Here is a 13,311-nt window from a genome sequence, read left to right as displayed (position 1 = left end):
AAAAAAAAGCAGCCTCCAGGGGCTGCTTTTTTTCATCTTCGTTTACTTCGCTTTTAACTCATCACCGGTTACCCATTTGTGATTTCTTACTGGCTCTCCGCCTGTTGTCGGGGTATAGTCAACCATGTATACGGTTGTTTGCTCACCTGTATCTACAGTTGCGGTAGCCCCCTTCATACCAGGCATATGATCAACGTTAAGCACCACTTCTGTGCCAGGCGCATAAAGCTGGTCTCCTGCATCTTTTAAATCTTGCTGAATAACCCATTTATGATTAGTAACCGGATCTCCTCCGGTAGTGGGTGTATACGATACCGCGTAGACATTAGTGTCATAAGCCCCTACAATGGTTGCGGTAGCTCCCTTCATCCCGGCCATGTGTCCCTCGGTAATAATGACTTGATCGCCGACCTTATACTCCGGATTAGCGGCTTCTTTTAATCCTTCAGGCACTTCACTTGTCATATTCTCATGTTCCATCTCTGAATGATTCATGCTGGATGCAGCGTTATTGGGTGTATTGGACGCTTCATTTCCGTTATTTGCGGTATTTCCACAGCCACTGATGACGACCACCAGCGCTGTAGCTAAAATGAACAAACCTTTTTTCATATTAATAACACTCCTTCATAGGTGAATTGTGAAATTTATGCAGACTAACGCGTATGCATTATCGTCTCCAACGAAACAGATTTCATACCATTGACGTGGGAAGTCGGCTGATTACGGTCTCAAGAGCAATCGTCTTACAATGGTTGTACATAAAGGCTCGCTTTTTTGTATGATCAAGCCGGCTGATTCCACATTCTTTAACGTATACCGGTTAATGTTGGCCCCGCTGATACGAACTGTAAGGGGATTAAGCAGATCCATTAGCTTCCCAACCATTGGATGCTCACTCCTCATGTGTTCTAACAGCCTGATCTCCCCTTCTTTATTACACACTCGCTTCATTTCTCTCATGCCCTGAACCGGATCGGGGACAGAACAAAACACACAAGTCGCTACTATGTAGTCGAATGTCTGATCTTCAAAAGTTAAATTTTGAGCATCCATCTCCATTAAAGTAACGTCGATATTCAGTTCCTTTGCACGTTGTTCGGCATATTGTAGCATCTTTGGGCTAAAATCAATCCCGGTTAAGCGAACAGTGGGTGGATAATAGGAAAGATTAGCACCTGTTCCTATGCCTACCTCTAGTACATTCCCCCGTAGGCCGCTTAACAGTTCTTTGCGCCAACTCCTCATCATTTTTCCATCCACACGATGAAAAAGCGGAGCTATTCGGTCATATCGTCTCTTAATCGTTTGAGTGTCCCTACCCATCCATACTCTCCTTATACCCTTTCCTGTTCCTTTTGACATCAGATGAGCAAGGGAAACATAACTACCTTGCTCATCTGATTCATTTAAAGTCAAACGTTAAGTTAAGCGATCATCTTACGGCAAACCTCCGCACATCGGAAACAGGCCTCAGCACATTTCTGACAATGAGCCGAATGATGGTGTTTACTGCATTCATTACCACATCGTTCACAAGCGTCAGCACACAGTCTGCACAGCTCCGTGGAGTAGGTGCTGTGTTGAGACAAGGCCTGAGCAGTAAAGGCACAGATATCCGCACACTCTCGGTCGAGACGGATGCAATCCTTCATCATATCAACGGATTCTTCCCCCAAACAAGATTTGTAGCAGTAATTGCAAGCCTGCATACAACGTAGACATTCATCAATGCACTCCTGTAACTGTTCTTGTGTCATGAAATAAACTTCTCCTTTCGGTGTTTGAATGAGGTGTAGCTATCTTTAATTAACCTGAAAGTATGAAGATTTAATGTGGTTTTTGTGAAAAAATTGAGTTTTACAATTTAGCGAATAAACAGTCTTTGTCTCAATGTTTTTTTCGAGCTTTATAAATCCTTAAAGAAACGAAACTCAATAACCCGATAAAAACAAAACATGTTACCAATTTTATGATCCCACTTGCTTGTATTATGGGACTTTGAAAGGATACCGCGGATATCGTCATGCAACTTATACCCATTCCGATCAAAAGAACAGCAATTAGCCATTCCACTTTTTTCATTAGCCTGCCTCCTAACGTCATGGCTGCTGGTAAAACTGAATTTCAAACCGTGTGCCTTTGTCTACTACACTTGTTACTGTAATTTGCCCGCCCTGCAGTTCAACCAGTTTTTTCACTATGGACAGTCCTAAGCCCGTTCCTCCATATTGGCGTGATCTAGACTTTTCTACACGATAAAAGCGTTCAAAAATGTATGGGATTTCGTCTTTTGGAATACCAATCCCTGAATCCTCCACGACCAGGAGAAAAGCACTGCTGGTATATGAGAGAGAGACGTTAATTTCGCCTTTTTCGGTATAACGGACTGCATTCTCCAAAAGATTAAGGATTATTTGCTCCATCCGCTTTTTATCTCCGCGAATCTTTTTCATCATACCGTTTTCCTTGTATTTCAGGCTAAGGCTTTTTTCTCTTGCCTTGAGCTCCACTTTTCGCACCGCCTGCTGCGTTAAATCAGACATATTCACCCAGTCTAGCTCAAGATTAATCTTCCCTTCTTCCATTTTCGATAAATCAAAAAGGTCCTCAACTAAGTGCTGCAAACGTAACGCTTCGTCATGAATGATTCCCAGATACTTGTTTTTCTCCTCTACGGTTTCATAAAGTTCCTGTTGGAGAACCTGAGAGTAGCCTTCCAAATAGGTGATCGGTGTCCGGAGTTCATGAGAAATATTAGCGAAAAACTCTTGCCTTGTATCCCGATATCGCTGAAGATCCACAGCAAGATCGTTGATTGCATGCGCCAAGCTGCCCATTTCATCATTGCTGTTAATATCAAGACGTGTTTCCAAGTCCCCTGCAGCGATCTTCCGTGTGGCCTGTTGCATTTTAAGTAAAGGCCGGGATAAATACTGGGCTATTATCCATGTAATACCGAGAGCCAATAAAAAAGCGCCAATCCCTGACAAGATCAAAAGATTACGGACCGCAAGTAATGACTGTTCCATTTTCTCGGTGGAAGACATGACATAAAGGGCGGAGGCCGCTACGTCTTTCACATAGATTGGTTGTCCGGAAACAAAGTAACGAATTCCGGAAGGTTCGGTATATAAGAAATTGACTTTCTTTCCTGCAAAGATTCTTTCCAGATCCGAGCTTCGAATTATCTTTCGATCGGAAGAGTCATGCGTTCCTGAGTGTAGAATTACCTCACTATTGGCATTGACGTTAAAAATACTGACGTTCGAGAATTCTGCAAAAGTTTTCATCATTTCACCAGAAGTACTATCCGATTGGGCCATGACCGCAAAATGAGAACCCAATTCCTCATTCTCCGTACGCATCCGATCGATATAAAAACTTGTGAATAAACGGTCTATAGTAAAGCCCAGAAACACCAATACGATTAGAAACACCGTGATAATAACAAATCCTAATTTTAAGCCGATACGGTTATTTTTCATTGGCATCTCCCGGAACATAAAACTTATAGCCAACCCCCCATACCGTTTGGATCGGGTTATATTTCAAGCCGGCCAAATGCATCTTTTCTCTGATGTTTTTGATATGCGTATCGACGACTCTGAACTCCCCTTCAAAATCATAGCCCCATAGCCGTTCCACTAATTCTTCTCTTGTAAATGCTTTTTGGATATTCTGCGCAAAAGACACCAATAAATCGAATTCCTTTTGAGTAAATTCTACATATTCATCACAAATCCGGACTTCACGGGCTTCAGGTATGATTACAAAGTCTGGATATTGAAGCATGCGCGACGGTTGAGGAATTACCTCCTGGTTCATCACTGATCTACGAATCAGCGAGAAAATTCGAGCCAGTAATTCTTCTGAATCGAATGGCTTGGTCAAGTAATCATCCGCTCCGATACCCAAACCTTTTATCTTATCTTTAGTCTCAGTTCGCGCTGACAGGAATAAAACCGGCGTTTTCACAAGTTCTCTGATACGCTTACAGATTTGCCAACCATCCATATCGGGCAACATAACATCTAGAATAATGACATCAAAGGAATGGGCTTGGACCAGCGCCAAGGCTTCTTGCCCCGTGGATGCTTCTTTAATCGCAAAACCTTCTTTCATTAAATAAATCCGCAGCAAATTTCTCATATTCCATTCATCATCTACAATTAATACCTGGAGTTTCGACACTGAACATTCACCTCAAATTTATCTGTTTTTTTAATATTACAAAATTAATGTGTTGAAAATGTGTAGATGAGTGAACGGTTCTACATTAGAATGCCGTAAGCGACACTCGCTTACGGCATATTCTGTCCATCTATTTTTTAAAACTCTGCAGTTCTTTGCTAATTCGCTCATTTTCAGCTTTCAGATCGACCAACTGGTCATGCAGGCTTTCAGCTGCAACACGATGATTTGGGGAGCCGTGAGAGTGTCCCCCTTTCATTGTAAACATCATAACAATCATCATGACAGGACATACCAGCACGAGTAATGTAGACCATTCCATTTGAAATCCTCCTATGAAAGTTCCTTAAATTTATATTTTTATTTTAAAGTTTGAGTATGTGGAATGTATGTTGAAAGCATGCGTGAATCGTGAACTTTTCTATTTTACAGAAAAAACAATAAGCAATTGAAGAAGTGAAATCTTCTTCATATCTACATCATTTCAACATATTTTTATGGCATAATTTACCTAAATCTGATAAAAACTTGTGCCAAAGGGAGTGAGTTATATGCTGATGGTTAAACGGATCGTACTAAAGGAGATGGTCATTTGAACTTGAACGTCTTTTTTTCGGAACTCCTTCTTCTGTGTCTCCTTTTGCTCATTCTATTGACAGCTATTGTGGTATTCATGGGAATAGCCCGATTATTTACATTAACCGCTTTCTTCACAACTTCACCTATTTTAACTGAAGACCAGCCCATTCAACCACAGCAACACTCCAATGAGGGACTAAAAGACAATCCTATTACTCAAGCGTATGTAAAGCGTCATTTTTTTAATGATCAAAACGATTTGAAAACCAATCGCTAAAGGTACATAAGGAGGAAAACAACGATGGTTATCCGGCAAGCAGCAGTGGATATCGGCAATGACTCATTAAAAGCTTACTTCGAGAAATTAGAGAACGAGCTCCTTATTCCGAACGTTATCGCCGAAATCGGTCTTTCCCGAAACATAGTGGAGCTTGAGAAACACCCATTGGATGGGCTTCATGTTGAGATCATTTCTGACGCATTGAAACGGGGACAAGGTGTTTATGCGGTAGGTCATCTCGCCGGCGGATATGATCATAACGACGAATTGACTACGATTAGTGATAAATCAGAAGCCGACCAGCCCATTGTAATGTTGTTAACCGCGTTAGCTTATGATGCTGCAATGGCTTCTCCAAATCAAAATGGCGTTACTGAAGTGACTTATTATTTATCCACGGGACTTCCACTAAGTGAAGCAAAACGTGGTAAACGCAAGCTTTTCAAACAAAAACTGAAATCGGGTACTCATGAGGTCCGTTTCCATATTACGCCGACCATTGGTGGTAGAACAATACGCATTCATTTTGAAGAAGTACTGGTCAATATTGAAGGACATGTTGCTTTGATTGATTTAACGACTCATGATGACGGTTCGGTTCGCAATGAAGAACTCACTCATATGAACGTATTAATTAACGATATTGGCGGACTATCGACTGATGCGGCAATCATTTTAGAGGATGGAGCAGTAGACAATATCCATTCGGACGGAATCAAAGAAGGAGTCTCTCCTTATTTGGATGAAATCATGGATCGCGTATACACAGAAACGGGGTACCGTTTCATAAATCGTCAGCAGCTCATTGAAGTCATAACCACTGAGAATGAAGAAGAACGGTATCACGTTTGGTTTCGAGGTAAACGTACCGGTATTCAGTCCATTGTCGATGAAGGGCTGATGAAAATCGCTCGTGAGGAGTATAAACTGATCCGGAGCACGTGGAACAAGGTCCCCAGTATTCGAGTTTCGTATCAAATTGGCGGTGGATCTTTGCTTTTAAGACCGTACATCGAGAGAATCAACGAGCTTGAGGAAGATTATCCGCTGCGGTTTGTCAGTACAAAAGATTCAATTTGGATGATCGCTAGAGCGTATTTCAAATTACTGAAAGTGTACCTGAAAGTTAAGAATGAGCAATACACCGCCAATTAGGGAACAAGACATGGAGATTTCCAGATCGCAGGCAGTGGAGCGCAAGCTAACGATTCATCTACCCGAACACACTTCCCAGAGCGTTATTGACTTTCTTGTTGACCTGGAGCATTTGGATAAGTCCCTTTTTCAAAGTAAAATCGCAGCTATATTCATCGAATCCATTGAACGATCCATAGCTGTGACAAAGCCGAGTGTGACGATTCCACTACCGGAGTATCTTGGAAAAGACCACCTGGAATGGATTCAACATCCCTTCACCAAGCAGCTATTAACCAGTTGGTTGCTACAGCTTATCAAAGATGTTCCTGATGCTGTAACTCGAAGTCATTCCAGCTGCAATATAACAAATGAAGTGACGGTAAACCAGGGTGCACACCCCCCATCCAGTGATTCTTCTGTACTAGAATGTGCAGAACTAGAATTTGCAGAAAAAACCGCCCCTGATAAAAGCGGCACGAATACACCCCCTTTTCAGATCACAAATCCGTATCATGCCAAGTTAGTGGGGTTCTTTTTAGATGGTGAATGAAGCAGAGGGTGCAAGAACTTACTAAAGTTCTTACACCCTCTTCACTTTTTATGGGGGAATATTTAAGAATCACTCTTTTATTCAGGTTTATTCCCTTCAGAGGAACCTGGCGTGTAGGCGGACTTGTAATCCGTATAGATCAATTTCTGAACCATTCCTCCCGCTGCATGATGAAGCTCATGACAGTGAATCAACCAGTTACCAGGATTGTCTGCTTTGAAGACCAAAACAACCTTTTCCCCTGGTTTGACCAGCACGGTATCTTTCATAATCGTACCCCTAACCAGTTCCCCATTTCGCTCGATCACTTGAGCAAAATGGCCATGGATATGAATGGGATGGTCTACTGTATCATCATTTTGAAGCGTCAATTTAACATAATCCCCCGTCTTGACCTGAAGAGCAGGAAGATCCTTGAACACCTGATCATTGATCGTGTACTGTTGCTCATTCCCATTCATTTTAGAATTCAAAATGGCGGTATACTCCACTGCAAAGGAACTTACTGTTCGCAGATCCGTATTTACCTGTTTTCCATATTGAAGCAAATTGAAAACCGGTATATTTTCATGCTGTATCTTGCTGGTTACTCCATTACTTCCGGCAACTTTGACCGGAATCACCAACTGATCGTTATACAAATTATTGTCATGTGCATCCAGCGTAAAGTCTTCTTTAGTCTTGATGGTCATTTCTATATCGTAACGTTCTCCTGGCGCCACCGTAACCATTTGGTTATTCAGTACTCCTGGTTCAGCTATATCCTGACCATCTGAGCTGACCACTTTAAATTCTCCGGGAATATGAATGGCGTGCGAGCGATACCCGGCATTTATCAAACGTAAGCGAACCGTATCCCCTACCTTGGTCGTCAAGGGATCGATTAAAGAACCCGATTTCCCATTAACCGTGTAAATGTTATACATCGTGGCCATCATCTCTTCTTCGCTCATCGCTTGAGATGAAGAGCCATGAGCGCTGTGGCTGGAGGTTTCCTGCTCTTCCATCCATTCGTCTAAGAGGAGAGTCACATCTTGATCCGGTTTAGGCTCTGATTTGGGTTCCACGATCAGTGCGCCGTAAAGTCCTTTGTCTACTTGCTTGGAGCTTTCCTGATGAGAATGATACCAGTAGGTTCCCGGTATATCGGCCGAGAAGCGGTATGTGAAGGTTTCTCCAGGGTTCACTGCCTCCTGTGTCACCCCGGGAACGCCATCCGCCTCTGAGGTGACCGGGTACCCATGCCAGTGAATGGATACCGGCTCCTCCAGTTCATTCTTCAAGGTAACAACCACAAAATCCCCTTGTGTGACTCTAATTTCCTGCCCTGGAACGGTGCCATTAAATGTCCATAGAGGCAGCGTTATCCCTTCAGCAATGGTCAAAGTACGGTTCATGGCTGTAAGAGAAAACCCTTTTACCGGCTGGCCCTCTTTTGGTTCCAGCGCCGTAGGCTCACTTGAAGGGGCAGTCGTGTTTTCTGGCCCTGGAGTAACGGGCGATGTCGGTGCAGGTACGATAGCAGTCGGAGTGGAACTTGGTACAGGTGTTTCCTCCTCCGTTACATTTGTAGATGTGCCATGCGCACTATGATCCATGGATGACATATCATCCGTAGCTTGGGGAGCCATGCCGGTTGAGCTCTGACCAGCTGCAGAGGTTCCATTCATATAAAGGCCGGCTGCCGTTCCACCAAGAATCAATGCAATGAAAAGCAACCATACCAAACTTCTGTTGCTCAATCTGTCTTCCTCCTATTCAAAGATAGATGATTTAAAAAAGCAGCGTTCGGTCAATAAAGACGAACGCTGCTCCGTTCCCGCTTAAATTACATCATGCCCATGCCGCCGCTGCTGCTGCTTCCGCTACTGCCGCCCATGTTCATATCCATATCATCATCCATCATACCTCCAGAACCGCTCATACCGCCGGACGACCCCATATTCATGTTGGATTGTGACTGCATACCGTTCATATATTGCTGCTGCATCATCATCATATCTTGCTGAAGCTGATTCATGCGCTGCATCACTTCATTCATCTGGTCCATGTTGACCGTCCCGTTGACCGTTCCATTCACCGTCCCGCTCATATTCCCCATCGTACCTGTCGCGTTTGCAGTACCGTTTACGTGCAGACTATGTTGATCATTTGTAGAAGATGCTGCAGTCGGATTTGTTACATTGAGCAGTACTACAGAAATGATAAGTCCGAAAAACGAAAATACCGCTAATTTTAACCAACCACTACTTTTCATTATTGTCATTCCTCCAAATTTGCTAGAAGTTGTAGTTCCTTTTTGCCCCCGGCTCTCGCTGATATAGCCAACTGTTTTTTTTACCATCTCATAGACAGTAAAAATGAGCCCGGCTGAAAGCAAGATCAGTAAAATGGCCATGTACAGATTGCCAAATGAACCTAGAACATTCATTTCCTCTTCCTCCCGTTTAACGGCTTCGGCCATACGATCGCTAGAAATACTGCTCCGGCAATAATCATTGGCATTGTTAGAAGAAGCAACGCAGTGGTAACGATATGGATGGTATACAGTTTTCCCTGTTGATCATGGTGGCCCTCATGCTGGCTGTTCCCATTCCCCGCGCCTGCTGCAATCCCTTCGTATGTAAACAGATCAGGGATCGTAGCGTTGGATAAACTTTCGCTCTTCATCATATCGGCCATAGATGTGTCCATTTGAGCTGCATTCTCCGTGCGGTTTCCCCAGGATAGGGCAACCACGAGCACCGAAATGACAGCAAAAACGGCGGTGAGTTGCCAGAACGGCATTTTCTGCTTTTTAAACATGGTTTTACACCTTTCTTCTGCACCGTACGTACACTCCAGCCGCTATACTTATAGACAATAACGGAAAGGCAAAAGCGATGCTCTGGTTCATTAGACTGTGTATGTTTGTGTCCTCTTTCACTTGCATCGACAGCCCCATCAGAGAGGAATCCATGGCCTTCATCATGCCCATCATAAACTGCATCACCTCTTGTTCTGTTGGTCCAAACCTGAACATGGAAATGAGTATGGCGGCAAGAGCGAAGAAGAACGAGGTGGTTACAAACCAGATGAATAGCTTGAACCACTTTTTTTGCATCCACATGATAAAGGCCCTCTCTCCCTTGAGCAATCATTATTTAGGTTTTGCAGCCCTTTTTTTAGGCCATGTTAGCGCATGGGTTTTCATGTAAATGTGCCATATCACGCTTGCTACAGCCAGATAAGTCAGTTTTTCATGAATCCAAAGTGAAAACGCGGTAGCTGCATGATTGCTGTCCATAAAGAGCCAAATCATCGCACCGGTAATGATGAAGATGAGTGTTGTGATGAAGGTGAACAGTCCATACCCGGATGGTCCGAACACAAGCCAAGGCTTTTTGGTTTTATCCCGGCGAAGAATGCGGATGATCTCGTACATCATCACAATGAAAGTGAGCAGTACATACACGATAGCCGCTATCCGGTGTACGATATCCGCCATCGCGATATCATATTGCATCAACCAGCCATACTTGGCTCCAGCCATAGCGATTCCACTAAGGGCCAGTACCGAGAATACCAGCGCCCAGAGCCAATGGAGGATAAAATCAAACTTCATAAACGATCACCTGCGATTCATTTAGTCTTTTTTCGTTTCGCCTTCCGGCGTTACATCTGTCCGATTCGTTTTTGGTTCCACACCTGCTGTGAGAACCGCACCATTCGTTGCATTGATTGTAGACTGGCTTACATTTTGCTTAACATAGTTATATAGGAAGGCAATCAAAGCGATCACAAACAGAATAGTCAGCAGTTTTACAAAAAACGTTAATATGCCGGCTACACTCCAAGAACCTACAATGCCCATTCCACCAGCATTAAATCCGCCATTCAGTACGATGCCCAGCAGATACAGCACAACTATGACACCAATAAGCGTAGTTGCCAGAACGAAAATGGTCTTAAGCATAGGATCATTTCCGACTACGGTCTTCGCTCTACTATAGGATTCCTTAAAGTACTTGTTTTTCACCCAAATGGCGAGTCCAACCACCAGACTGAGAATCAGAGCCACTAAAAGCAGTTGGGTCACCGTTCCCAGAATGCCGGAAATGATGCTTCCCGTACTTGAAACGCCTTCCATTTCCATCCCTTGATAATTTCCGATGTAGTTCAGCGTTCCTTGCGTTCCTCCGGACATATTCATATCCATCATTTTACTTCCTCCTTAAGTTAAAGGTGATTTTCGGCACTGGCCGTTTCCGGACGGGGGGTTAGTATACTGCCGATCACGCCAACGAGAGCGACTACCAACAAAATTGTAAAGATACCCACGATTAGGATCATGAGACTTGGGGTTCCAAGTCTATTGAAGATGCTGCTGTCTTGATTGGAGGTACTCGCGGCCAACACATTCTGGGCTTGTGAGACGGTTTGTTGAATCTGCTGCTCCACCCACTGATTCAAACTAGTTATACCCATCACCGTCTGCGCCATATCATAGATGGCTTTACTCGTTTCCTGCATATTATGGCTACCCATCATTCCTGTTCCGTTTAAGAGAATACCATTCTTAGCTTCATTGAGCTTTGTATTCACCTCGCTAAGCGTTTTTTGGCTTTGTAGCAGCAGGTTATAACGGAACTGATACGTTTCATACGTCGGGTTTGACGATTCAGTAAACCCCATTCCATTATCCAGTGTTTGCTCCAGCTGTGCTAATAAATACACACTTTCTGATAAGGAGTAGATGCCCTTTTGAACTTGAATCGATCCAGGCACCGCTTGTTGTGAGGCATTTCCTCCTGTTTCACCGTCGTTAACAGAAGACCCATTTAATACGGCTTCTGACGGATACGCCATCATATTGGTAGCCATTTGTTTCATCGATTGCTGGGCTGCAGATACTCTTTCCCTCAGCGTGGTGACTGGGTTAGTGGATGTTCCTTCGGGTGCAGCGGATACCGAATGCTGATTATGGACATTCGAATTTGTTGTCGAGGTACTTTGCCTGTTCCACGAGATTAACCCTTTATCGTTGGCATACCAACCGATATAACCTAAACTTGCTACAATGATGACAAGGAGAAGGAAGCCAATCGTGCTGCGTAATGCTTTCAACCTTTTTCACCTCCTTTAATATTAATGTTATTTGTTTTCTTTGATGTAGCCTAAGGATACCAACTGACTTTGGGGAAAGTATGTAGAATTGATGGGCATAACATGTTTTTATAACGAACAAATCGCACAGCAACTCTGTTAAATCGACATTATAATCCTAGATATGATTTGAATATGGGGGCGACTTCGACATGAACCGAGAGTTACAGCAGCTTATTTTGGATTATAAATCGGATCAGGAATCGGTATACCACACCTGGTTTTTAAACAACAGCGATCGGTTAAAGGCTTTTCGGACCATTAAAACCGGTGTGAACGATGTTATAAAAGCGATTGAGGCACGAGTTTTTGGAAACGACTTTAAGGGCTCTCCACTGGAGGATGTTCTTGCGGCGATTTGTGAACAAAAACAAGTTTTTGAAGGTGCTGCACACGCGTTTTACTGGAAACCTAAACTGCGTATTCCCGACATTTATGAAAATGAAGAGAACCAGCTGGCTTTTGGCCGTTTTTTGAAGGCCGTGTTACAAGCCTCTGACGAAAAACAATTGTTGACTGAGATCGTGAAACTGGATCAATACCATATCAAAGGCCTTGGTCCTGCAGTAGCTAATATTATGTATTTTTTGCATCCTACGCTTTTCCCCCCATTCAATACAGCTATCGTGAATGGGTTTAACTCCCTGCTGGATCGTAAGATAAAGCTCGGCTCCTGGCCGGCTTACTTGGAGATGCGTGAGACATTGCTGGATATCAACACTGCCTACCGCTCATCCTTATCCAAGGACCTGGGTGCCATTTCCGGCTTGCTGTTTGAAATAGGCACCGGGCGCTTGATTGTTAGCGGGAATGCGGAGGCTTTTCTTCAAGAAGAGGAAAAGAAACGCGAGAAGGGGCGGTATAAGCGACATCTGGAGGTGCTGAATGATACTAACGAAGAAAGTGAACATTCCGAAATGCAGCTGTATTTGGCGAGACTGGGTCAGTCCTTTGGCTATAACGTCTGGATCGCCCAGAACGATCATCAGAGACAATGGCAGGACGAGCCTCTAGGGCGGTATTCTCTTTCTGTATTTCCAGCCATGGATCTCCCTAAATCTATTGCGGATACAATCGCTTTTATCGATGTTCTTTGGCTCAATGAACATAATGAGATTGTATCGGGATTTGAAGTTGAAAAGAGCACCTCCATCTACTCCGGCATTCTCAGACTGCATGACTTATCATTATCCGTAGGAAATGCAACGTCCAGGTTGTATCTGATTTGCCCGGATAAACGGGAAAAAGAAGTGCGTGCACAACTGCTTCGTCCTTCTTTGCAACGAACGCAGTGCGGCCCTATCTCATAAATTCGTTTTTCGGATTTACGAAATGACTGTAACGCCATGTGCAAATACGGAAAATCGGTTGAAGCGCTCGACGCCATTTCGAACATCTGTACTTGTTAAAGCAAAAAGGAACTGAT

Annotated in this window: 17 protein-coding genes; 4 read left to right on the top strand and 13 right to left on the bottom strand. The window is 43.6% G+C overall.

Annotated features, from left to right (window positions below):
• Positions 1-42: 42 nt before the first annotated feature.
• The 6 genes from JRJ22_RS13870 to JRJ22_RS13845 all read right to left on the bottom strand — a co-directional run bounded on the left by JRJ22_RS13870 (position 43) and on the right by JRJ22_RS13845 (position 4,516).
• Positions 43-612 carry a YdhK family protein gene (locus JRJ22_RS13870; RefSeq protein ID WP_068723287.1) on the bottom strand — a complete coding sequence of 190 codons (570 nt, stop codon included), beginning with the start codon at positions 610-612 and terminating at the stop codon, positions 43-45.
• A gap of 111 nt (positions 613-723) precedes the next feature.
• Positions 724-1,365: a class I SAM-dependent methyltransferase gene (locus tag JRJ22_RS13865; protein WP_232381138.1), complete on the bottom strand. Its 642-nt coding sequence runs from the start codon at positions 1,363-1,365 to the stop codon at positions 724-726.
• A gap of 62 nt (positions 1,366-1,427) precedes the next feature.
• Entirely contained in the window at positions 1,428-1,760 is a 333-nt protein-coding gene (locus JRJ22_RS13860; protein WP_206104915.1) for a four-helix bundle copper-binding protein, read from the bottom strand.
• A gap of 342 nt (positions 1,761-2,102) precedes the next feature.
• Entirely contained in the window at positions 2,103-3,488 is a 1,386-nt protein-coding gene (locus JRJ22_RS13855) for a sensor histidine kinase (RefSeq protein ID WP_206104914.1), read from the bottom strand.
• Positions 3,478-4,194, bottom strand: a complete 717-nt coding sequence (locus tag JRJ22_RS13850; RefSeq protein ID WP_206104913.1) for a response regulator transcription factor — start codon at positions 4,192-4,194, stop codon at positions 3,478-3,480. The genes JRJ22_RS13855 and JRJ22_RS13850 overlap by 11 nt, the downstream gene beginning before the upstream one ends.
• 130 nt (positions 4,195-4,324) lie before the next feature.
• Entirely contained in the window at positions 4,325-4,516 is a 192-nt protein-coding gene (locus tag JRJ22_RS13845; protein ID WP_068723298.1) for a DUF2933 domain-containing protein, read from the bottom strand.
• Between the two features lie 270 nt (positions 4,517-4,786).
• Between JRJ22_RS13845 and JRJ22_RS13840 the strand changes: the two genes are divergently transcribed.
• From JRJ22_RS13840 to JRJ22_RS13830, 3 genes are read left to right on the top strand one after another with little or no spacing between them, the layout of a single operon-like run.
• Positions 4,787-5,050: a hypothetical protein gene (locus JRJ22_RS13840; RefSeq protein WP_206104912.1), complete on the top strand. Its 264-nt coding sequence runs from the start codon at positions 4,787-4,789 to the stop codon at positions 5,048-5,050.
• A gap of 24 nt (positions 5,051-5,074) precedes the next feature.
• Positions 5,075-6,208 (top strand): ParM/StbA family protein, encoded by a 1,134-nt coding sequence (locus tag JRJ22_RS13835; protein WP_206104911.1) that lies wholly within the window; start codon positions 5,075-5,077, stop codon positions 6,206-6,208.
• 34 nt (positions 6,209-6,242) lie between these two features.
• Positions 6,243-6,740 carry a hypothetical protein gene (locus tag JRJ22_RS13830; RefSeq protein ID WP_206104910.1) on the top strand — a complete coding sequence of 166 codons (498 nt, stop codon included), beginning with the start codon at positions 6,243-6,245 and terminating at the stop codon, positions 6,738-6,740.
• A 77-nt stretch (positions 6,741-6,817) separates the two neighbouring features.
• On the opposite strand, the gene JRJ22_RS13825 is transcribed toward JRJ22_RS13830, so the two are convergent.
• The 7 genes from JRJ22_RS13825 to JRJ22_RS13795 all read right to left on the bottom strand — a co-directional run bounded on the left by JRJ22_RS13825 (position 6,818) and on the right by JRJ22_RS13795 (position 11,846).
• Positions 6,818-8,482: a multicopper oxidase domain-containing protein gene (locus tag JRJ22_RS13825; RefSeq protein ID WP_206104909.1), complete on the bottom strand. Its 1,665-nt coding sequence runs from the start codon at positions 8,480-8,482 to the stop codon at positions 6,818-6,820.
• Positions 8,483-8,568: 86 nt separating this feature from the next.
• Positions 8,569-9,171, bottom strand: a complete 603-nt coding sequence (locus tag JRJ22_RS13820) for a hypothetical protein (protein ID WP_206104908.1) — start codon at positions 9,169-9,171, stop codon at positions 8,569-8,571.
• A complete protein-coding gene (locus tag JRJ22_RS13815; protein WP_090714439.1) occupies positions 9,168-9,545 on the bottom strand; it encodes a hypothetical protein in 378 nt (125 codons plus the stop codon). Before JRJ22_RS13815 ends, JRJ22_RS13820 begins: the two co-directional genes overlap by 4 nt.
• 4 nt (positions 9,546-9,549) lie before the next feature.
• Positions 9,550-9,849, bottom strand: coding sequence for a hypothetical protein (locus JRJ22_RS13810; protein ID WP_068723309.1), 300 nt, complete (start codon positions 9,847-9,849; stop codon positions 9,550-9,552).
• A gap of 30 nt (positions 9,850-9,879) precedes the next feature.
• Positions 9,880-10,344, bottom strand: coding sequence for a cytochrome b/b6 domain-containing protein (locus JRJ22_RS13805; protein WP_090714438.1), 465 nt, complete (start codon positions 10,342-10,344; stop codon positions 9,880-9,882).
• A 21-nt stretch (positions 10,345-10,365) separates the two neighbouring features.
• Positions 10,366-10,941 carry a hypothetical protein gene (locus JRJ22_RS13800; protein ID WP_206104907.1) on the bottom strand — a complete coding sequence of 192 codons (576 nt, stop codon included), beginning with the start codon at positions 10,939-10,941 and terminating at the stop codon, positions 10,366-10,368.
• A gap of 17 nt (positions 10,942-10,958) precedes the next feature.
• On the bottom strand, positions 10,959-11,846 hold the full coding sequence (locus JRJ22_RS13795; RefSeq protein ID WP_206104906.1) for a hypothetical protein: 888 nt from the start codon (positions 11,844-11,846) through the stop codon (positions 10,959-10,961).
• Between the two features lie 191 nt (positions 11,847-12,037).
• Here JRJ22_RS13795 and JRJ22_RS13790 point away from each other — a divergent pair, with 191 nt between their 5' ends.
• Positions 12,038-13,195: a hypothetical protein gene (locus JRJ22_RS13790; RefSeq protein WP_232381137.1), complete on the top strand. Its 1,158-nt coding sequence runs from the start codon at positions 12,038-12,040 to the stop codon at positions 13,193-13,195.
• Positions 13,196-13,311: the final 116 nt, after the last annotated feature.

Source organism: Paenibacillus tianjinensis (assembly GCF_017086365.1).
GTDB classification, from domain to species: Bacteria; Bacillota; Bacilli; order Paenibacillales; family Paenibacillaceae; genus Paenibacillus_AQ; species Paenibacillus_AQ tianjinensis.
This window is presented reverse-complemented; position numbering and strand designations above follow the sequence as displayed.